The organism is Pseudomonas grandcourensis (assembly GCF_039909015.1).
GTDB lineage: Bacteria > Pseudomonadota > Gammaproteobacteria > Pseudomonadales > Pseudomonadaceae > Aquipseudomonas > Aquipseudomonas grandcourensis.
On record NZ_CP150919.1, the window covers coordinates 2,305,635 to 2,326,780 of the forward strand.

Consider the following 21,146-nt stretch of genomic DNA (forward strand, 5'->3'; position numbering starts at 1 on the left):
CGCCGCGCAATGCACCCCGGGCATCAACATAACCGTCGTCTTTCCCAATGCTTTTTTCATCTTTCGGACTTTATGCGATTTTTCCTAGATCCCCAGCGAGATATCGATGCAGCGTTGCTACGTTATCGCCGGCTGTTTGGCGTGTTGGCACTGTTCAGTGGGGTGATCAACCTGCTGATGCTGGTCCCGTCCATCTACATGATGCAGGTTTTCGACCGCGTCCTGACCAGTCGCAATGAAACCACGCTGTTGATGCTGAGCCTGATCTTGCTCGGGTTCTTTGCCCTTGGCTGTGTGCTGGAGTGGGTGCGCGGCCAGGTGATGATCAAGATGAGCGCCGGCCTGGACACTCAGTTGGGCGAGCGGGTATTCGATGCGGCGTTCGAGCGTAGCCTGAAGGAGCACAGCTCCAACCCGGCGCAGGTGCTGAGCGATTTGAACAGCATCCGGCAGTTCGTCACCGGTCCGGCACTGATTGCCATCTTCGATGCGCCGTGGCTGCCGATCTATGTCATCGCGACGTTCCTGTTCCATCCCTGGCTTGGGAGTTTCACTGTCATCGGTTCGCTGATCCTTGCCGGGCTGGGAGTCTGGAACGAGCTGACCACCCGCAAAAGCATGAGCGAAGCCAACCGTTTGTCCGTGGCGTCTTCCAGCTACGTGAACAGTACCTTGCAGAACGCCGAGGTGATTCAGGCGATGGGCATGCTCGCGCCCTTGCGCCAGCGCTGGTACAACGTGCAGCAGCGGGTCATTACCGAGCAGGGCGAGGCCAGTGACCGCAGTTCGCGGATCGCTGCGCTGTCACGTTTTGTGCGCATGACCTGGCAATCGCTGGCCCTTGGCCTGGGCGCCATCCTGGTGATCGAGAACCAGATTTCCGCCGGGGTGATGATCGCCGTGTCGGTATTGCTGGGACGGGCCATGGCGCCGGCCGAAGCGCTGATCGGTTCGTGGAAGCAGATGGGTAACGCCAAGAGCAGCTACGAACGCTTGAACCGCCTGCTCGGCGAATTTCCCAAAACCGCGCCAGGCATGCCCCTGCCAGCGCCGACCGGGGCCCTGAGCATCGACCGCCTGGTGATCATCCCGCCGGGCATGCACAAGCCTGCGGTCAATGGCGTGACCATCAGCCTGGCCAAGGGCGAAGTACTGGCGATCATCGGTCCGAGCGCGTCGGGCAAGTCTTCCCTGGCGCGCGCCATGGTCGGCATCTGGACCGCCAGGCAGGGCTCGGTACGCCTGGACAGCGCCGAGGTCGGCCAGTGGTCGCGTGCAGACCTCGGCCCGCACTTGGGGTACCTGCCCCAGGACATCGAGCTGTTCGATGGCAGCATCGCCGAAAACATCGCGCGCTTCGGCGAGGTGGACGCAGGCAAGGTCATCGCAGCGGCGCAACTGGCTGGTATCAACGAGATGATCCTGCACTTTCCCAAAGGCTATGACACCTTGCTCGGGACTGGCGGGCTGGGGTTGTCCGGCGGCCAGAAGCAACGTATCGGCCTGGCCCGTGCGTTGTATGGCCAGCCGGCGCTGGTGGTGCTCGACGAGCCCAACTCCAACCTCGACGATGCCGGTGAAGCGGCGCTGGTACAGGCCGTGCGCAAGCTCAAGGCAGAAGGCTGCACCGTGGTGCTGGTCACCCACAGGCCGAGCATTCTCGGCGCGGTCGACAAGCTGTTGTTCCTCAAGGACGGCGTACAAACCCTGTTCGGCCCGCGTGACCAGGTGCTCAAGACCCTGGTGCCAGCGACGCCGGCAAAAGCCGTCGAACTCCGTAATCAAGAAGCCTGAGGCGTCAATGCAAGCCAGTTCGACCGACATTTCGACCCCCGAGAACAAGCCCGATGCGGATGCCGCGGGCATTGCCAGGATCGGTATGTGGTTTTTGCTCCTGGGCCTCGGCGGGTTCCTGCTCTGGGCCTGCCTGGCGCCGCTTGACCGCGGCGTGGTCGGTAGCGGCACAGTGGTGGTTTCCGGCGAGCGCAAGACCGTGCAGTCGCGCACCGGCGGCACGATCGACAACATCCTGGTACGTGAAGGCGACCGGGTGCAGCAGGGGCAGGTGGTGATGCAACTCAACACCGTCCAGGCCAAGTCGCAACTTGATGTCGCCCTGGGCCAGTGGCTCGGCGCCCGCGCCGTCGAGGATCGGCTGATGGCCGAACGCCTGAACCGCGACACTGTGCAGTGGTCCGCAGCATTGCTGGCCCGCGCCGGCGACCCGCGCGCCGTCGCGGCGATGGAGCTGCAAGGCTATCTGTTCGCCACCCGCCGTGCCGAACTGGCCAGCCGCATGCAAATCAGCCAGCACGAAATAGCCTCGCTCAAAGAACAGCTCCAGGGCTTCGAAGAGATCAAGCGCAACCACGCCGTACAGCTGCAATTCCAGCAGCAGGCGCTCACGGGGCTGCGGGAACTGGCCCGTGAAGGTTATCTGCCACGCAACCGGCTGTTCGAAGCGGAAAGCAGTGCGGCGCAGTTGGGCGCCCAATTGGCTTCGAGCATTTCCGATATCGGCCGCACGCGCCAGGCGATCAATGAAAGCGAGCTCAAGGCGCTGCAACAGGGGCAGGTCTTTCGCAGCGACGCAGAGTCGCAATTGACCCAGGTCGTGGCGCAGACATCGAGCCTGATCGACCAGATCAAGTCATTGGAATTCGAAGTCAACAGCGCCGCAATCGTCGCGCCCGTCGCCGGCCAGGTGATGGGAATGACGGTGCACACCGTCGGCGGCGTCGCACCAGCGGGCCAGCGCCTGATGGACATTGTCCCGCAAGGCTCCAGCTGGGTGGTCAAGGCGCAATTCCCGCCGATGATGGCCGACCGGCTCAAGCCTGAGCTGCCGGTCGATCTGCGTTTCGGTTCGTTGCAACGGGTCCACACCCCGGTGATCGTCGGCAAGGTGCTCACGGTGTCGGCCGACCAGTTGATCGACGAACACAGCGGTTCGCCCTACTTCTCGGTGGAGGTCTCGGTCAGCCCCGAGGCGATCATCCATCTGCGCGAGCTGGGCCTGGATGTCAAGCCAGGCATGCAGGCCGAAGTATTGGTCAAGACCGGCGAACGCACCCTTGCCAACTACTTGATGCAGCCGGTGACCGAACGTATGGCTGGCGCTTTCAAGGAAGAATGACCGTGTCCGTACGTATCGCCTTGCTACTCTCCGTGTTCTGCTCGTGCCGACTGCTGGCGGCTGAAGCGCCGTTGTCACTGGTCGCCCTCTACGACGCCTCGCGACTCAACGATGCGACCTACCAGGTTGCCAACCATGACTATGAGGCATCGCGCCAGGAAGAGGCTATCGGCCGCAGCGGCTTGCTGCCTCAGGTCGCCATCAACTCACGCTACGGCCATGGCGGCCAGTTCGAACACCAGTCCTCGGCCAATAGCCAGAGCGATCAGTACGCTTCCGACAGCATAGCCCTGTCGGTTATCCAGCCGCTGTTCGACAAAGGCCGCTGGGCCTCCTACGAACAGGCCAAGGCGCGTGGGCAGTTGGGCGGAGTCCAGCACGAAGGCGCCGACCAGGAGCTGTTCGATCGCGTGGTTCAGGCCTATTTCGATCTCGCCCAGGTGGAAAACGAACTCAAGCTGACGATCCAGCAGAAAGCCTCGGTCGAAGAATTGGCCAAGCAATCCCGACGCCTGTTCGAAGCCGGTGAAGGCAGCATCACCGACCTTGAAGAGGCGCAAGCCCGGCTCGATTCGATCCGCGCCCTGGAAATTCAGTTGCAGGCCCAGCAGCGAGCGGCCCTGCGCAAGCTGGCGGGCCGTGCCGGGATTGCCGTCAGCGAGATCCCGCAGATGCAGGAGCAGGCACCGGCCGCCGCCTTGCTTGCCCCCGAGCAGGACCTCGACTACTGGCTGATCAAGGCCGACCAGACCGCGTCTGCACTGGGCATCAGCCGTGCTTCGATCAAAGTGGCCGAAGCCAACCTCAAGCTGCAGAAGGCCGGGCACTACCCGACCGTGGCGCTGAGCGGCCGGCTGGCACGGGTCGACCAGAGCGACCTCAACGAAACGTCCCAGCGCCAGTCGACATACTACTTGGGCGTCGTCATCGATATCCCGCTGTACCAGGGCGGAGGGGTCAGCGCTTCTTCCGAAAAGGCCCGGGCTGCCCTGGAGAGCGCCCGGTCCGGCTATGAGGTCCAGCTCCAGCAAATGAACGAGGACCTCGAGCTCAACTACCTGGGGGTGGTGGCGGGCTTCGAGAAGATCAAGGCCCTGGTGACCGCCGTGCGCTCCAGCCAGACCGCCCTGAAATCCGCGGAAAAAGGCTATGAGGCCGGCGTGCGCTCGACGGTCGATATCCTCGACGCCCAACAGCGCCTGTTTTCCTCCAAGCGTGACCTGCTCGATACCAAGCTGGCGATGCTGCAAAGCTATGTCAACCTGCACACCCACACCGGCCTGATGACCCGCAACGAGCTGGAAAAGGTCCAGGGGTTGTTCTGACAAGCTGTTTCTCTGTAGGCGCGAGCACGCTCGCGCCTACAGAGAAACAGCATTACGGTTAGACCCGGCCAGGCGCCACACTGCTGATCGCGTCCTCGAAATCCCTGACGAAGCGTGGCGTGTCGAACAGCGCCGAGTGCTCGCGGCCCTGGTGCAGACGCTCACGCAAGCCGGGCAACAGATCCGCCTGGGTCGCCAGTTCGACGGCACGCTCTTCGTACTCGGCCAGCGTGGTGGTGATCAACTCCGGCAGGTCCAGCGCAGTCAGCAGGCTGCCGGCCATGCGCGAGGCAAAAGTGCGTCCCGAGCGGGTCAGCACCGGCAGGCCCATCCACAGGGCATCGTTGGCCGTGGTCCCGGCGTTGAACGGATACGCGTCGAGGAACAGATCCGCGGCACTGTAGCGGGCCAGGTATTGCGCCGGTGCGACCCGCGGGGCGAACAGCAGGCGTGCCGGGTTCACGCCATGTGCCTGGGCCCTGGCGCAGAGTTTTTCCTGGGCCCAGGGGTTGTCGGCCAGCAGCCACAACACACTGTCGGGGGCGCGCTGCAGGATACGCATCCAGCAGTCGAACACTTCCTCGTTGAACTTGTAGTTGTTGTTGAACGAGCAAAACACGAAACGGTCTTGCGGCAAGCCGCACTCGGCGCGGGTCGGCAACGCGGCAACGGGGCGCTGGCGGTCGCTGCATTGGTAGATCTGCGCCAGGTACAGCGGTGTTTCGCTGTAGTACGCCTTCTCGCTGTCGGGGATCAGGTAGCGATCGGCGATCACATAATCGATGCCCGGCAGCCCGGTCGACCCGGGAAAGCCCAGGTAGGTCATCTGCACTGCAGCCGGGCGGTAAGCCGGAATGTCCGGACGGGCTCCGGACGTCAGCCCATGCAGGTCGATGAGGATGTCGATCTCATGGTCGCGGATGCATTGCGCGGCAGCGGCATCATCCATGGCGTCGATGCGCACGAAGTGATCCATTGCCTGCCTGACCCGCTCGCGCAGGGGCGAGCCGTCTTCGCGGCTCCAGCAAAAACCGTACACCTCAAAGCGCTGCCGATCGATCAGTTCGAACAGCTCCACCGTCAGCAACGACACCGCATGCAGGCAGAAGTCCGAAGACAGGAAGCCGATGCGCAACTTCTGGTGGCCATAGCCCTGGGCCGGAGCCAGGGCGGGGACCCGGACATTGACCCGCTCCTTGACGAAGTGCACCGCGGCGGCCAGTTGCAGGCCGGGGTCATCGCTGCCGGCGAGCAGTGCCAAGGGTGAGGATGCCTTGAGCAGGTCGCCACGGGTCAAGCCTGCCGGCGGCTCATAGACCGGCCAGACGCATTGTTTCTGACGCAAGTGCACCCAGTGCTGAATCACCTTGGGTTGATGCGGGTCGGCTTCCAGGCTGGTGCGCAGGATGGCTTCGGATTTCTGCAACTGCCGGGTTTCCTCGAACAGGCGGCCCAGATTGTTGCAGGTCATCAGGTACAGCTCGCGGCTTTGCGTGGCGTCGACCAGGCGGTCATCGAGCATCGACTGCCAGATGGCCAGGGCCTCCTGCGGTTTGTGCTGACGTTCCAGCAGCGTCCCCAGATTGAACCACGCCTGGGCGAATTCCGGGTTCTGGGCAATGGCGGCGCGATAGGCTGCCTCTGCGGCCTCGATCTGCCCCAGTTGCGACAGCGTGGTCCCCAGGTTGAACTGGATAATGTAATTGACCGACGAATGGCAGTGCTGCAGCCAGCGCTGGTAGAGCGCAGCGACATCGGTGATGCGCTGTGCGCCATTGAGCCGGTCTGCGGTTTCGAGCAACTTCATCGGTTCCAGAGCGACGCCCTCGGCCAGCTGCAGGGCTGCGGCCAGCACGATATCGAGGTTCGGGCTCTCAAGATTCTGTCTAGGCATTTGCGCGACGATCTCTTCCAATAAAAAAATACCGAGCTCTTTCGAGCCCGGTATCGGATCAGTCAAGGTTTACCACTGAAACTCAGTGAATCCAAGTCTGCACGTCGGTTGCGACCAACAGCTGGACGTCGCCGTCGTTGAACACGTTGTAGCTGGCGCCATCGACCGTGGTGGTCCCGGCCGCTTGCCACTCGCCACTGTTGCCAGTGATGTTGACCGTGTCGTTGTGGTCACCGTCGATGATCATCTGCACCGGTGTCGCGGCACCGCTGGCCACATCCACCTGTCCAGCCTGGCCGAGCTTGGCGACTGTCTCGGCATCGACGGTCAGTACGCTGGCCTTGCCGCCATCGGTCGACAGATCGATGGCACCCAGGGAGTGGGCATCGAGTGTCGACGAATCCAGCTTGGTCAGGTCCAGGGACTGATTGCCATTGGCGTCGGTGCGGAACCAGACGTCCGCGATCGTATGGCTCTGGCCATCGCTGGTTTCGTAGCTGCTGTTCAGACCGATCAGGTTGCCATGGTTGAGCTCGGCGGTCTTGGCCACATCCAGATTGAACTGGGTGATGCCCAGCTCCTTGAGGGTGTGCATCTCGCCCTTTTCACTGACGCCATCGTTGTTGGCATCGACCCAGACTTGCAGCGCCGCGAACAGCTGGTCCGCCGAGTTGAGTGCGCCGTCATGGTTGCTGTCCAGGCTGACGAGTGCCTCGAAGCCGTCCTTGGCCAACGAACCGTCCGGCAGACGGAACGAGGAACCGAACAGCTCGGAGCCATCGTTGACCTGGCCATCGCCGTTGAGGTCGAGCGCCAGCAGGCCGTCACCGCCAGCGGTCCAGCCAGTGGCTTCCTTGTGGCCGTCGGCATTGAGGTCGAACTTGACGCCGTTGCTCAGGTGGGTGGTCTGCACGCCATCGCCGTTGAGGTCCAGGACCAGCGGTGTGGACAGGGCCAGCGCGTCGATCTGGGTGGCGGTCATCGCCTGCAGTTGCGCAGTGGTGAACGAATCAACCTGGGTCATCGACAGGTGCGACAGTTGCGCCGTGGTCAGCACTGCGGCTTGCGCCGTGGTGAGGGCCGCGACTTGTGCCGTGGTCAATGCCGCCATGTCGGTGGTTTCGATCGCCACGATCTGCGCGGTGGTCAGGGCCGCTACATCGGCGGTTTCCAGGGCGCTGATCTGGGTCGGCTTGAAGGCCGCGATCTGCGCCGTGGTCAGGGCCGCCACCTGGGCAGTGGTCAACGCTACCAGTTGGGCAGAAGTCAGCGCGCCGATATCGGCGGTTTCCATGGCCGCCACTTGCGTGGTGGTCAGGGCTGCGATCTGGGTCACCTTCAGCGCCGCCACTTGGGCGGTGGTCAGGGCAACTACCTGGGCGGTGGTCAGGGCAGCAGTCTGCGCAGTGGTCAGGCTTGCAGTGTCGGTCACTGTCAGCGCGGCGATGTCTGCCGTTTCAAAGGCCGCCACTTGCGTGGTGGTCAATGCCGCCGTTTGGGCGGTGGTCAAGGCCGCCACCTGAGCGGTGGTCAGGGCCACGACCTGGGCGGTGGTCAGCGCCGCGACATCGGCGGTTTCCATGGCGCTGATCTGGGTCGGTTTCAGTGCAGCCACTTGTGCCGTGGTCAGTGCCGCGACCTGGGCGGTGGTCAAGGCTACCAGTTGAGTGGCAGTCAGGACGCCGACATCGGCAGTTTCCATGGCCGCCACTTGCGTGGTGGTCAGGGCGGCCACCTGGGCGGCGGTCAGTGCCGTCACTTGGGCGGTGCTCAGCGCCACGACCTGGGCGGTGGTCAGGGCGGCCACATCGGCGGTTTCCATGGCACTGATCTGGGTCGGCTTCAGGGCCGCCACCTGGGCGGTGGTCAACGCTGCCACTTGGGCGGTGGTCAGGGCCACGACGCCGGCGGTTGTCAGCGCGGCAACATCGGCAGTTTCCATGGCCGCCACTTGCGTGGTGGTCAGTGCAGCCACTTGGGCCGGTTTCAGCGCGGCCACCTGGGCAGTGGTCAATGCCACCACCTGGGCGGTGGTCAGTGCAGCGGTCTGCGCGGTGGTCAGGGCCGCAACGCTGGTCGCTGGCAAGGCGGCGATGTCAGCGGTTTCGATGGCCGCCACTTGCGTGGTGGTCAAGGCAGCCACTTGCGCGGTGGTCAGTGCAGCCACCTGGGCGGTGGTCAGGGCCACCACCTGAGCCGTGGTCAAGGCGGCCACGTCGGCGGTTTCCAGGGCGCTGATCTGGGTCGCTTTCAGTGCCACCACTTGTGCCGTGGTCAGTGCCGCGACCTGGGCAGTGGTCAACGCTACCAGTTGGGCAGAAGTCAGCGCGCCGACATCGGCAGTTTCCATGGCCGCCACTTGCGTGGTGGTCAGGGCAGCCACCTGGGCCGGTTTCAGCGCGGCCACCTGGGCAGTGGTCAATGCCACGACCTGGGCGGTGGTGAGGGCAGCGGTCTGCGCGGTGGTCAGGGCCGCAACGCTGGCCGCAGGCAAGGCGGCGATGTCAGCGGTTTCCATGGCCGCCACTTGGGTGGTGGTCAAAGCAGCCACTTGCGCGGTAGTCAAAGCAGCCACCTGGGCGGTGGTCAGGGCCACGACCTGGGCGGTGGTCATCGCCGCAACATCGACAGTCTGCAGGGCGCTGATCTGGGTCGGTTTCAGCGCAGCCACCTGGGCGGTGGTCAGTGCCGCGACCTGGGCAGTGGTCAAGGCGACCACACCAGCGGTGGTCAACGCACCGATATCAGCGGTTTCGATGGCCGCCACTTGCGTAGTGGTCAAAGCAGCCACTTGCGCGGTGGTCAGGGCTGCCACCTGAGCGGTGGTCAACGCCACCACCTGAGCGGTAGTCAATGCCGCCACGTCAGCGGTTTCCATAGCCGCGATCTGAACCGGGGTCAGCGCCGCGACCTGGGCGGTGGTCAGCGCCGCCACCTGGGCGGTGGTCAAGGCCACGACGCTGGCGGTGGTCAGCGCGGCGACATCGGCGGCCTGCATGGCAGCCACTTGCGTGGTGGTCAGTGCAGCCACTTGGGCCGGTTTCAGCGCGGCCACCTGGGCAGTGGTCAATGCCACGACCTGGGCGGTGGTCAGGGCAGCGGCCTGCGCGGTGGTCAGGGCGGCGACGCTGGTCACTGGCAAGGCAGCGATGTCAGCAGTTTCGATGGCCGCCACTTGGGTGGTGGTCAAAGCAGCCACTTGCACGGTGGTCAGTGCAGCCACCTGGGCGGTGGTCAGGGCCACTACCTGAGCGGTGGTCAAGGCAGCCACGTCGGCGGTTTCCAGGGCGCTGATCTGGGTCGGCTTCAGTGCCGCCACTTGTGCCGTGGTCAGTGCTGCGACCTGGGCAGTAGTCAACGCTACCAGTTGGGCAGAAGTCAGCGCGCCGACATCGGCAGTTTCCATGGCCGCCACTTGCGTGGTGGTCAGGGCTGCGATCTGGGTCACCTTCAGCGCCGCCACCTGGGCAGTGGTCAATGCCACCACTTGGGCGGTGGTCAGTGCAGCGGTCTGCGCGGTGGTCAGGGCCGCAACGCTGGTCGCTGGCAAGGCGGCGATGTCAGCGGTTTCGATGGCCGCCACTTGCGTGGTGGTCAAAGCAGCCACTTGTACGGTGGTCAGTGCAGCCACTTGGGCGGTGGTCAGGGCCACCACTTGAGCGGTGGTCAAGGCAGCCACGTCAGCGGTTTCCAGGGCGCTGATCTGGGTCGGCTTCAGTGCCGCCACTTGTGCCGTGGTCAGTGCTGCGACCTGGGCAGTGGTCAACGCTACCAGTTGGGCAGAAGTCAGCGCGCCGACATCGGCAGTTTCCATGGCAGCCACTTGCGTGGTGGTCAGTGCAGCCACCTGGGCCGGTTTCAGCGCGGCCACTTGGGCAGTGGTCAATGCCACCACCTGGGCGGTGGTCAGTGCAGCGGTCTGCGCGGTGGTCAGCGCGGCGACGCTGGTCGCTGGCAAGGCGGCGATGTCAGCGGTTTCGATGGCCGCCACTTGCGTGGTGGTCAAAGCAGCCACTTGCGCGGTGGTCAGAGCCGCCACCTGGGCGGTGGTGAGGGCCACGACCTGGGCGGTGGTCAACGCAGCGACATCGACAGTCTGCAGGGCGCTGATCTGGGTCGGTTTCAGCGCCGCCACCTGGGCGGTGGTCAGAGCCGCGACCTGGGCAGTGGTCAGGGCCACGACACCTGCGGTGGTCAACGCACCGATATCGGCAGTTTCGATGGCCGCCACTTGCGTGGTGGTCAGGGCGGCCACCTGCGCGGTGGTCAGTGCAGCCACCTGAGCGGTGGTCAACGCCACCACCTGAGCGGTAGTCAATGCCGCCACGTCAGCGGTTTCCATCGCAGCGATCTGAGCCGGGGTCAGCGCTGCGACCTGGGCGGTGGTCAGAGCCGCGACCTGAGCGGTGGTCAGGGCCACGACGCTGGCGGTGGTCAGCGCGGCGACATCGGCGACCTGCATGGCCGCCACTTGCGTGGTGGTCAGTGCAGCCACTTGGGCCGGTTTCAACGCAGCCACCTGGGCGGTGGTGAGGGCCACGACCTGGGCGGTGGTCAGGGCAGCGGCCTGCGCGGTGGTCAGGGCGGCGACGCTGGTCACTGGCAAGGCCGCGATGTCAGCGGTTTCGATGGCCGCCACTTGCGTGGTGGTCAAGGCAGCCACTTGCGCGGTGGTCAGTGCCGCGACTTGAGCGGTGGTCAGGGCCACCACCTGGCCGGTGGTCAAGGCGGCCACGTCGGCGGTTTCCAGGGCGCTGATCTGGGTCGGTTTCAGTGCCGCCACTTGTGCCGTGGTCAGTGCCGCGACCTGGGCGGTGGTCAAGGCTACCAGTTGAGCGGCAGTCAGGGCGCCGACATCGGCAGTTTCCATGGCCGCCACTTGGGTGGTGGTCAAAGCAGCCACTTGCGCGGTGGTCAGTGCCACCACCTGGGCGGTGGTCAAGGCCACGACCTGGGCGGTGGTCAGCGCCGCGACATCGACAGTCTGCATGGCGCTGATCTGGGTCGGTTTCAGAGCCGCCACCTGGGCGGTGGTCAGAGCCGCGACCTGGGCAGTGGTCAAGGCGACGACACCAGCGGTGGTCAATGCACCGATATCGGCCGTTTCGATGGCCGCCACTTGCGTGGTGGTCATGGCCGCCACTTGCGCGGTGGTCAGTGCAGCCACCTGGGCGGTGGTCAACGCCACCACCTGAGCGGTAGTCAATGCCGCCACGTCAGCGGTTTCCATAGCAGCGATCTGAATCGGGGTCAGCGCTGCGACCTGGGCGGTGGTCAGTGCCGCGACCTGAGCGGTGGTCAGGGCCACGATGCTGGCGGTGGTCAGTGCGGCGACATCGACGGCCTGCATGGCCGCCACTTGCGTGGTGGTCAGTGCAGCCACTTGGGCCGGTTTCAGCGCGGCCACCTGGGCGGTGGTCAGGGCCACCACCTGGGCGGTGGTCAGGGCAGCGGCCTGGGCGGTGGTCAGGGCGGCAACGCTGGCCACCGGCAAGGCGGCGATGTCAGCGGTTTCGATGGCCGCCACTTGCGTGGTGGTCATAGCAGCCACTTGCGCGGTGGTCAGTGCAGCCACTTGGGCGGTGGTCAGGGCCACCACCTGAGCCGTGGTCAAGGCGGCCACGTCGGCGGTTTCCAGGGCACTGATCTGGGTCGGTTTCAGTGCCGCGATCTGCGCGGTGGTCAATGCCGCGACCTGGGCGGTGGTCAGGGCGACGACGTCAGCGGTGGTCAGTGCGGCGACATCGGCGGCCTCCATGGCCGCCACTTGCGTGGTGGTCAGTGCAGCCACCTGGGCCGGTTTCAGCGCGGCCACCTGGGCGGTGGTGAGGGCCACGACCTGGGCGGTGGTCAGGGCAGCGGTCTGCGCGGTGGTCAGTGCGGCGATGCTGGCCACTGGCAAGGCGGCGATGTCAGCGGTTTCGATGGCCGCCACCTGGGTGGTGGTCAAGGCAGCGATCTGTGTGGTTTTCAGCGCGGCGACCTGGGCGGTGGTCAGGGCCACTACTTGAGCCGTGGTCAAGGCGGCCACGTCGGCGGTTTCCAGAGCACCGACCTGGGTCGGGGTCAGCGCCGCGACCTGGGCAGTGGTCAGTGCCGCCACCTGAGCGGTGGTCAGGGCCACGACGCTGGCGGTGGTCAGCGCGGCGACATCGACGGTCTGCAGGGCCGCCACTTGCGTGGTGGTCAGTGCTGCGACTTGCGTGGTTTTCAGCGCCGCAACTTGGGCAGTGGTCAGGGCAACAACCTGTGCGGTGGTCAGTGCGGCAGTCTGGGCCGTGGTCAGGCTGGCGAGCGAGGCAACGGGCAGCGCAGCGATATCCGTCGTTTCGAAGGCAGCGACTTGCGTAGTCGTCAGCGCAGCGATCTGCGTGGTTTTCAGTGCGGTGACCTGAGCGGTGGTCAGGGCAACAACCTGTGCGGTGGTCAGTGCCGGTACCTGCACGGTCGAAAACACGGCAATGTTCGGCGTGGTGATGACCGCGATCTGCGCAGTGGTCATCACGGCGATCTGAGCGGTGCTCAAGGCGGCAATATCCTGGGTCGCAAGCCCAGCAATGGTGGTTGTACTCAGGGCAGCGACTTGCGCTGGGGTCAACGAAGAAATAAAGCTCATGGACGCATCCTGTATAGGGGTCATTTACGGCGCTGCCAGCGTTGTCGCCGTAGCCTTGGGCGGAAATCTGGTAGCCCTCGTGTCATTAGCGACACATGCGGTAAAAACATTAAGAATCTTTTTGATGGCTTTTTGCCTTTTTTAAACTTTTAGTTATAAAAAGTCTTTGTTTTATAGGCTCGGATAGTAATGAGTGGGTGTCATATGGCCACTATCGTAGGTTTCCGCCATTCTTTGCGAGCTGACCCAACGGCACGCCGCTGTGCTGCCATGAACTTGACCCTTGCCCAGCACTTCCCCTAGTGTGCGCGGGCGTCCGTTGGCAGGCATTGGCCAGCGGAACATGCCCCCATTTCCCCTTTTGCCATCCGGCAAGGGCCTTGATCGAGTAACTGATTGTGAAAACCTTCCTCCATGTAGGATGCGGTCCAAAGAGCAAGAACAGCACGACCAAGGGCTTCGCCTCGGAGCAGTGGCAGGAACTGCGCTTCGATATCGATGAGAGTGTCAACCCGGACATCGTCGGCACCATGACCGACATGTCCCAGGTCAAGGACGCTTCGGTGGATGCGCTGTTCTCCAGCCACAACATCGAGCATCTCTATCCCCATGAGGTGCCGGTCGCCCTGGCGGAGTTCAAGCGCGTCCTCAAGCCTGGCGGCTTCGTGATCATCACTTGCCCGGACCTGCAATCGGTGTGCGCCCTGGTGGCAGAAGACAAGCTGACCGACGAGGCCTACCTTTCACCGGCCGGCCCGATCGCGCCCATCGACATCCTCTACGGTCATCGCCCGGCCATGGCCAACGGCAACGTGTTCATGGCGCACCGTTGCGGTTTCACCAAGAAGGTCCTGACCGGCTCCCTGCAAGCGGCCGGCTTCGACATGGTGCTGCCGATCCAGCGTGCCCATCCGGCCTATGACCTGTGGGCGGTGGCGGCACTTGCGCCGATCTCCGAGCAGGAAGTGGTGGCGATCGCCAACCAGCATTTCCCTGCCTGAGCCATGCTGAACCGCGGGCCCGGCATGCAGGGCCCGTCTCCGCCCAAGCGGATTTTGCGGTGAACGTTTGCGCAAAGGTACTAAGCGGAAAGCGCCGTGCAATTGATGCCTTACGCAAAAATACGGAATGCAGCGGACAAAAAAGACCCGGCAAAAAGCCGGGTCAAAAACCGTGATTAGCCTGATGAGGAGATAGTCCAGGAGACCGACCTAAGGTCACCTGGTCCATCGACTGATCTCGCGACCAGTTGATGCAATAATAATCATTCTCGTTTAAGGGTCAAGCATTTTTACCTGTGCGACAGGAGAATTCTTTCCTGTCCTCTCGATTTGCTTTCTCACTTCAACCGTTTGCAAACTTCTCCAGCGATCGATCGACCATCGCCTTGGCCATGTCGATCATGTGCACCGTCGAAAACGCCAGGTCACGGCTTGCGCCTTGCAGGTGACTGGCTGACTCGTACGCGGTGGCGGCAGCACAGCGCAACAGGTCCAGAGCATGGACCAGCGCCTCTTCGCCGCTGATATTGCGGTTCACATCAAAAAAGCGCGGCTCGGCCACTTCCTCTGAAATAGCTGGTTTCAAGTAATAGTCCAGCGCGCGTTGTGCCGCCGCAGAGTCCAGGGGCGAGGTGAAAGTGTTGTCGATTTGCATGTCCGGGCGGTCATTGGTGGGTTGGTTCATGGCGATGGCAAGCTCCGTGTTAGATTCAGATCCGTGAATCGATCCTAATACGAACTGTATTTGTGACGAAAATTTAAATACTACATTTTGTGTTTTGATGGCCGGAGTCGCCCACGTATCGTGCCGCACATGGATAAATGGATTGAATTGGTCAAGGCCAAGATGAGTGAACTCAAAATCACTCAAGAGATACTCGCCGAGCGCCTCGGGATGTCCCAGGGCGGCATTGGCCACTGGCTCAACAAACGTCGTGAACCCGGCATCGAAGACATGAACCGTGTGCTGCGGGCGCTGGGTCTTGAGTTTCTCGAAGTGGCGCTGGTGATCCGGGAACCGCAGGCGTCAACGGACGACGAAATTCCCCTGACACAGAAGTACAACCCGTACTTTCGCTATCCGGTCAGTGACTGGCGCGAACCTGCCGAAGTGCGCGACGGCGAGGTCCCGGCGTACGGGAAAGGGCACTTTGAACTGTCCGATTACCACGCCCGGGGGCCGGCATTCTGGTTGAGAGTGGCAGGCGATGCGATGACCGCACCCAATGGCATCAGCATCCCGGAAGGCATGCTGATCCTGGTGGACCCTGCGGTGGACGCCGAACCTGGCAAACTGGTCATTGCCCAGTGGCCGGAGAGCACCGAAGCCACGTTCCGCAAGCTCATCGAAGAGGGCGGGCAGCGTTATCTGGTCCCGCTCAATCCGACGTATCCGAAAGCCTTGTACACCGAAGAGTGTCGAATCATCGGCGTAGTGGTTCAGGCAACAGCCAGGTTCTGATCAGATCGGTCCTCGCGGTGCGTAGGACCGATCTTCATTTCACGCTTCTTCCAGTTCGACCAGCGCACTGCCTTCGCTGACCATCTCACCTTCCTGGCAATACAGCGCCTTGATCACCCCGGCGTGGGGGGCGCGGATGCTGTGCTCCATCTTCATCGCTTCCAGTACCACCAGTTGCGCCCCGGCTTCGACCGATTGCCCGGCCTCCACCAGCACCCGGACGATGCTGCCGTTCATGGGCGCGGTCAGCCCGCCCTGATGGCTGTGGCTGGCCTCGACGGCGCTGATCGGGTCGTAGGCCTCGATGCGACGCAACTCGCCATCCCACTGCAAATACACATGTTCGCCACGGCGTATTGCGCGGTGTTGACGACGTACGCCAGCCTGCTCGGTCAGCAGCTGCTCGCCCTTGAGCAGAGCGCTGTGGGCATTGATGTCGCCCAGGGTCAGTGCCCTGTCCTGGCCTTCACAACTCAGGTGAAGGGTGATTTCTCTCGGCAATCCGGCACGCAGCCCGTTACCCGTCGCCCACGGCGAACTCGGGTCATCGGCGCGGGTGGCAGGCGGCTGGCTCTGGGCAAACGCCTGGGCGGCGGCTTGCCAGAAATCATCGCTGAGTTCCGCAGGGGCGGGCAGCAACTGCTCCTGATAGCGCGGAATGAAGCCGGTATCCAGTTCGGCAGCGGCAAACGCCGGGTGACCGATGATGCGCCGCAGGAAATTGATGTTGGTCTTCAGCCCGCCGATGGCGAATTCGTCGAGCATGCTCAACAGGCGCAAGCGTGCCTGTTCACGGTCTTCGCCCCAGGCAATCAACTTGCCGAGCATCGGGTCGTAGAACGGCGAGATCTCGTCGCCTTCTTCGACGCCACTGTCCACTCGACGCCCCGGCCCCTGGGTGGATTCGCGATACAGCTCCAGGCGACCGGTCGCCGGCAGGAAATCATTGCCCGGGTCTTCGGCATACAGCCGCACTTCGATCGCGTGGCCCACCAGCGGTACCTGGTCCTGAGTCATCGGCAACGCTTCGCCACGAGCCACGCGAATCTGCCAGGCCACCAGGTCGAGGCCGGTAATGGCTTCGGTGACCGGGTGTTCCACTTGCAGGCGGGTATTCATCTCCATGAAGAAGAACTCGCCGCGCGCATCCAGCAAAAATTCCACGGTGCCGGCACCGACATAACCGATGGCCTGGGCCGAACGCACGGCGGCTTCACCCATGGCGCGCCGCAACTCCGGGCTCAGGCCAGGCGCGGGGGCTTCTTCGACGACTTTCTGGTGCCGACGTTGAATCGAGCAGTCACGCTCATTGAGGTACAGGCAGTTGCCGTGCTGGTCGGCGAATACCTGGATTTCCACGTGACGCGGCTTGAGCAGGTATTTCTCCACCAGCATCCGCGAATCGCCGAACGACGATTGCGCCTCACGCTGGGCCGAGGCCAGGGCTTCGGCCAGTTGGCTGACGTCCTCGACCACTTTCATGCCTTTGCCGCCGCCCCCGGCCGTGGCCTTGAGCAGCACCGGGTAACCGATGCGTTCGCAGGCGGCGCGGAAGGTTTCCAGGTCCTGGGCTTCACCGTGATAGCCCGGCACCAATGGCACGCCAGCGGTTTCCATCAAGGCCTTGGCGGCGGATTTGCTGCCCATGGCGTCGATGGCCGAGGCGGGTGGGCCGAGGAAAATCAGGCCGGCGTTTTCGATGGCGCGGGCGAACCCGGCGTTCTCCGACAAAAAGCCATAGCCGGGGTGAATCGCCTGGGCACCGCTGGCCTTGGCCGCCGCGATCAGTTTGTCGATTTGCAGGTAGCTGTCGGCGGCTTTGCTGCCACCGAGGTCGACTCGAATGTCAGCTTCGCGGCTGTGCCGGGCGTCACGGTCGGTGGCGCTGTGCACGGCCACGGTAGTCAAGCCCAGGGCCTTGGCGGTACGCATTACCCGGCAAGCGATTTCGCCACGGTTGGCCACCAGTAGCGTGGTGATAACAGGTGCGCTCATCAACGGGGCTCCTTGGTGGTTTCGGCTTGCCAGTTCGGCGGACGTTTTTGCAGGAAGGCGCGCAGGCCTTCCTGGCCTTCGGGGCTGACGCGGATGCGGGCGATGGCGTTTTCGGTGTAGCGGCGCAATGCCGGGGTCAGTGAGCCGTCGCCGACTTCGCGCAACAGGTCCTTGCTGGCGCGCATCGCGGCCGGACTGTTGAGCAGCAGATTGTCGACCCATTGCTCGACTTTCTGCTCCAGCTCGGCACTTACATAACTCTCCGACAACAAGCCGATTTCCCGTGCCCGTTGCCCGCCGAAGCGCTCGGCAGTCAAGGCATAGCGACGGGTCGCGCGCTCGCCGATGGCTTGCACCACGAACGGGCTGATCACCGCTGGCGCCAGGCCGATGCGTACTTCCGACAGGCAGAACTGCGCGTCATCGGCGCCGATGGCCATGTCACAGCAACTGATCAGGCCCAGCGCGCCACCAAAGGCAGCGCCTTGCACCACCGCCAGGGTCGGAACTTTAAGTTTGGCCAGGTTGTACATCAATTCCGCCAGTTCCCGGGCGTCATCGAGGTTGGTGGCGTAATCGAGCTCGGCCGATTGCTGCATCCAGGCCAGGTCAGCGCCAGCGCTGAAATGCTTGCCGCGACCGCGCACGATCAGAAACCGCAGGCTGGCATCGCTCGCGACTTTGTCGAGGGCGAGGATCAGTTCGCGGATCATTTCGGCGTTGAAGGCGTTGTTCTTTTCTTCACGGCTGAGCCACAGCGTGGCAAAACCACGGGGGTCGGTCAGCAGTTCGAGGGTGTTGAAGTCGCTCATGTTCTTCTCCCGATCACATCCGGAACACGCCGAAGCGGCTCGGTTCGATTGGCGCGTTCAACGACGCGGACAAGGCCAGGGCCAGTACGTCGCGGGTCTGGGCCGGGTCGATGACACCGTCGTCCCAGAGGCGCGCGCTGGAATAGTAGGGGTGACCCTGTTCTTCGTACTGGTCGAGGATCGGTTGCTTGATCTCGGCTTCCTGCTCGGCGCTGAAACCCTGGCCGCTGCGTTCGGCCTGCTCGCGCTTGACCTGCACCAGCACACCAGCCGCCTGTTCGGCGCCCATCACGCCGATGCGCGCATTTGGCCACATCCACAAGAAGCGCGGATCGTAGGCGCGCCCGCACATGCCGTAGTTACCGGCACCGAAACTGCCGCCGATGATCACGGTGAACTTCGGCACCTTGGCGCAGGCCACGGCGGTCACCAGTTTTGCGCCGTGCTTGGCGATACCGCCGGCTTCGTACTTCTGGCCGACCATGAAGCCGGTGATGTTCTGCAGGAACAGCAGCGGGATGCCGCGCTGGCACGCCAGTTCGATGAAGTGCGCGCCTTTCTGCGCCGCTTCAGCGAACAGGATGCCGTTGTTGGCGAGAATCGCTATCGGGTAACCATGCAGGTAAGCAAAACCGCAGACCAGCGTTGTCCCGAACAGCGCCTTGAACTCGTCAAACACCGAACCATCCACCAGCCGCGCAATCACTTCGCGCACGTCAAACGGTTGCTTGGCGTCGGCCGGGACCACGCCGTACAACTCGTCGCTGCTGTAGAGCGGGGCGATGGGTGTGCGCTGCTGAACCTCGCCTTGCTTGCGCCAGTTGAGGTTGGCGACGCTGCGGCGGGCCAGTGCCAGGGCGTGTTCATCGCTCTCGGCATAATGGTCGGCCACACCGGAAATCTTGCAGTGCACATCGGCCCCGCCAAGGTCTTCGGCACTGACCACTTCACCGGTCGCGGCTTTCACCAGCGGCGGGCCGGCGAGGAAGATCGTCGCTTGTTCGCGGACCATGATCGCTTCGTCGGCCATCGCCGGTACATAGGCGCCGCCAGCGGTGCAGGATCCCATGACCACGGCAATCTGCGGAATGCCCATGGCGCTCATGTTGGCCTGGTTGAAGAAAATCCGCCCGAAGTGCTCGCGGTCCGGAAACACTTCATCCTGGCGCGGCAGGTTGGCGCCGCCCGAATCCACCAGATAGATGCATGGCAGGCGGTTCTGCTGGGCGATGGTCTGGGCGCGCAGGTGTTTTTTCACGGTCAGCGGGTAATACGAGCCACCTTTCACCGTGGCATCGTTGGCGACGATCATGCACTCGACGCCTTCCACCCGACCGATCCCGGCAATCACGCCAGCGGCGGGGACGTCCTCGCCATACACCTCGTACGCCGCCAGTTGGCTGATTTCCAGAAACGGCGAACCCGGATCGAGCAAGCGGTTGATGCGCTCGCGAGGCAGCAGTTTGCCCCGCGAGGTGTGGCGTTCCTGAGCCTTCGGGCCGCCACCTTGCGCCACTTGGGCGAGCAGGGTGTGCAACGCGTCGACCTGTTTGAGCATCGCCGCGCTATTGGTGGCGAACTCCGCTGAACGGGGATTGAGCTGGGTGTGCAGGGTAGCCATGGACAGCTCCGTTTAGCGGGTTTCGTTGAACAGTTCGCGACCGATCAGCATGCGACGGATCTCACTGGTGCCGGCACCGATTTCGTACAGCTTGGCGTCACGCAGCAGACGGCCAGCCGGGAATTCGTTGATGTAGCCGTTGCCACCGAGAATCTGGATCGCGTCGAGGGCCATTTGCGTGGCGCGCTCGGCGCTGTAGAGGATCACGCCGGCGGCGTCCTTGCGCGTGGTTTCGCCGCGCTCGCAGGCCTGGGCCACGGCGTACAGGTAAGCGCGGCTGGCGTTGAGTTGGGTGTACATGTCGGCGACCTTGCCCTGGATCAGCTGGAATTCGCCGATGCTTTGGCCGAACTGCTTGCGGTCGTGGATGTACGGCACGATCAGGTCCATACACGCCTGCATGATCCCGGTCGGGCCACCGGACAGAACGACGCGCTCGTAGTCGAGGCCGCTCATCAGCACTTTCACGCCGCCATTGAGCACGCCGAGGATGTTTTCTTCCGGCACTTCGACGTCATCGAAGAACAGCTCGCAAGTGTTCGAGCCACGCATGCCGAGCTTGTCGAATTTGTTGCTGCGGCTGAAGCCTTTCCAGTCGCGCTCGACGATGAAGGCGGTGATGCCGTGGGGGCCCTTTTCCAGGTCGGTCTTGGCGTAGATCACGTAGGTGTCGGCGTCCGGACCATTGGTGATCCAGGTCTTGCTGCCATTGAGCACGTACTTGTCGCCACGCTTGTCGGCGCGCAGTTTCATCGACACCACGTCGGAACCGGCATTCGGTTCGCTCATGGCCAGGGCGCCGATGTGCTCGCCGCTGATCAGCTTGGGCAGGTACTTGGATTTCTGTTCGTGGTTGCCGTTGCGGTTGATCTGGTTGACGCACAGATTGGAGTGGGCGCCGTAGGACAGCGCCACCGAAGCCGAGCCACGGCTGATTTCTTCCATGGACACCACGTGGGCCAGGTAACCCAGGCCTGCACCGCCGTACTCTTCCGGCACGGTAATGCCCAGCAGGCCCATGTCGCCGAACTTGCGCCACAGGTCGGCGGGGAACAGGTTGTCGATGTCGATCTGAGCGGCGCGCGGGGCGATCTCCTTGGCGACGAAGGACTGAACTTGATCGCGCAGCATGTCGATGGTTTCACCGAGGGCAAAATTCAGGGATGGATAGCTCATGGGTCACCTTTTGGCTTTTTTGTCGGTTGGTGAGACTGTCAATGGGTTCTCACCTTTACGTTAACGTAAGCCTGTGACGAATGGCTGTCAATCGCCCTTTACGTTAAC

At 63.4% G+C, this 21,146-nt stretch carries 12 protein-coding genes; 5 read left to right on the forward strand and 7 right to left on the reverse strand.

Going from position 1 to position 21,146, the window contains the following annotated elements; translation table 11 throughout:
* The first annotated feature begins 72 nt into the window (after window positions 1–72).
* The 3 genes from AABM52_RS10360 to AABM52_RS10370 are packed head-to-tail and all read left to right on the forward strand — an operon-like array spanning window position 73 to window position 4,461.
* Complete coding sequence (locus AABM52_RS10360) at window positions 73–1,794, forward strand: type I secretion system permease/ATPase (protein WP_347911660.1); 1,722 nt, start codon at window positions 73–75, stop codon at window positions 1,792–1,794.
* 7 nt (window positions 1,795–1,801) lie between these two features.
* Window positions 1,802–3,136, forward strand: coding sequence for an HlyD family type I secretion periplasmic adaptor subunit (locus AABM52_RS10365; RefSeq protein WP_347911661.1), 1,335 nt, complete (start codon window positions 1,802–1,804; stop codon window positions 3,134–3,136).
* Window positions 3,133–4,461 carry a TolC family outer membrane protein gene (locus AABM52_RS10370; RefSeq protein ID WP_347911663.1) on the forward strand — a complete coding sequence of 443 codons (1,329 nt, stop codon included), beginning with the start codon at window positions 3,133–3,135 and terminating at the stop codon, window positions 4,459–4,461. Before AABM52_RS10365 ends, AABM52_RS10370 begins: the two co-directional genes overlap by 4 nt.
* A gap of 58 nt (window positions 4,462–4,519) precedes the next feature.
* On the opposite strand, the gene AABM52_RS10375 is transcribed toward AABM52_RS10370, so the two are convergent.
* Both AABM52_RS10375 and AABM52_RS10380 read right to left on the reverse strand, forming a co-directional pair.
* On the reverse strand, window positions 4,520–6,355 hold the full coding sequence (locus AABM52_RS10375; RefSeq protein ID WP_347911664.1) for a tetratricopeptide repeat protein: 1,836 nt from the start codon (window positions 6,353–6,355) through the stop codon (window positions 4,520–4,522).
* An 82-nt stretch (window positions 6,356–6,437) separates the two neighbouring features.
* Entirely contained in the window at window positions 6,438–12,971 is a 6,534-nt protein-coding gene (locus tag AABM52_RS10380) for a hypothetical protein (RefSeq protein WP_347911665.1), read from the reverse strand.
* A gap of 398 nt (window positions 12,972–13,369) precedes the next feature.
* Between AABM52_RS10380 and AABM52_RS10385 the strand changes: the two genes are divergently transcribed.
* Complete coding sequence (locus AABM52_RS10385; RefSeq protein WP_007978448.1) at window positions 13,370–13,972, forward strand: methyltransferase domain-containing protein; 603 nt, start codon at window positions 13,370–13,372, stop codon at window positions 13,970–13,972.
* Between the two features lie 343 nt (window positions 13,973–14,315).
* Here AABM52_RS10385 and AABM52_RS10390 read toward each other — a convergent pair whose 3' ends face one another.
* A complete protein-coding gene (locus tag AABM52_RS10390) occupies window positions 14,316–14,657 on the reverse strand; it encodes a DUF3077 domain-containing protein (RefSeq protein ID WP_347911666.1) in 342 nt (113 codons plus the stop codon).
* 129 nt (window positions 14,658–14,786) lie between these two features.
* Between AABM52_RS10390 and AABM52_RS10395 the strand changes: the two genes are divergently transcribed.
* On the forward strand, window positions 14,787–15,434 hold the full coding sequence (locus AABM52_RS10395) for a S24 family peptidase (RefSeq protein ID WP_347911667.1): 648 nt from the start codon (window positions 14,787–14,789) through the stop codon (window positions 15,432–15,434).
* Window positions 15,435–15,473: 39 nt separating this feature from the next.
* On the opposite strand, the gene AABM52_RS10400 is transcribed toward AABM52_RS10395, so the two are convergent.
* The 4 genes from AABM52_RS10400 to AABM52_RS10415 are packed head-to-tail and all read right to left on the reverse strand — an operon-like array spanning window position 15,474 to window position 21,038.
* Entirely contained in the window at window positions 15,474–17,429 is a 1,956-nt protein-coding gene (locus AABM52_RS10400; RefSeq protein WP_347911668.1) for an acetyl/propionyl/methylcrotonyl-CoA carboxylase subunit alpha, read from the reverse strand.
* A complete protein-coding gene (locus AABM52_RS10405) occupies window positions 17,429–18,241 on the reverse strand; it encodes a gamma-carboxygeranoyl-CoA hydratase (RefSeq protein ID WP_347911669.1) in 813 nt (270 codons plus the stop codon). The genes AABM52_RS10400 and AABM52_RS10405 overlap by 1 nt, the downstream gene beginning before the upstream one ends.
* Before the next feature lie 13 nt (window positions 18,242–18,254).
* Window positions 18,255–19,862: a carboxyl transferase domain-containing protein gene (locus tag AABM52_RS10410; RefSeq protein WP_056724065.1), complete on the reverse strand. Its 1,608-nt coding sequence runs from the start codon at window positions 19,860–19,862 to the stop codon at window positions 18,255–18,257.
* A 12-nt stretch (window positions 19,863–19,874) separates the two neighbouring features.
* Window positions 19,875–21,038 (reverse strand): isovaleryl-CoA dehydrogenase, encoded by a 1,164-nt coding sequence (locus tag AABM52_RS10415; protein WP_347911670.1) that lies wholly within the window; start codon window positions 21,036–21,038, stop codon window positions 19,875–19,877.
* Window positions 21,039–21,146: the final 108 nt, after the last annotated feature.

Bases quoted from the DNA above. Each gene is read 5' to 3' on its own strand.
- AABM52_RS10360 (WP_347911660.1), top strand. From the start codon at position 73: ATGCGATTTTTCCTAGATCCCCAGCGAGATATCGATGCAGCGTTGCTA.
- AABM52_RS10365 (WP_347911661.1), top strand. From the start codon at position 1,802: ATGCAAGCCAGTTCGACCGACATTTCGACCCCCGAGAACAAGCCCGAT.
- AABM52_RS10370 (WP_347911663.1), top strand. From the start codon at position 3,133: ATGACCGTGTCCGTACGTATCGCCTTGCTACTCTCCGTGTTCTGCTCG.
- AABM52_RS10375 (WP_347911664.1), bottom strand. From the start codon at position 6,355: ATGCCTAGACAGAATCTTGAGAGCCCGAACCTCGATATCGTGCTGGCC.
- AABM52_RS10380 (WP_347911665.1), bottom strand. From the start codon at position 12,971: ATGAGCTTTATTTCTTCGTTGACCCCAGCGCAAGTCGCTGCCCTGAGT.
- AABM52_RS10390 (WP_347911666.1), bottom strand. From the start codon at position 14,657: ATGAACCAACCCACCAATGACCGCCCGGACATGCAAATCGACAACACT.
- AABM52_RS10395 (WP_347911667.1), top strand. From the start codon at position 14,787: ATGGATAAATGGATTGAATTGGTCAAGGCCAAGATGAGTGAACTCAAA.
- AABM52_RS10400 (WP_347911668.1), bottom strand. From the start codon at position 17,429: ATGAGCGCACCTGTTATCACCACGCTACTGGTGGCCAACCGTGGCGAA.
- AABM52_RS10405 (WP_347911669.1), bottom strand. From the start codon at position 18,241: ATGAGCGACTTCAACACCCTCGAACTGCTGACCGACCCCCGTGGTTTT.
- AABM52_RS10410 (WP_056724065.1), bottom strand. From the start codon at position 19,862: ATGGCTACCCTGCACACCCAGCTCAATCCCCGTTCAGCGGAGTTCGCC.
- AABM52_RS10415 (WP_347911670.1), bottom strand. From the start codon at position 21,038: ATGAGCTATCCATCCCTGAATTTTGCCCTCGGTGAAACCATCGACATG.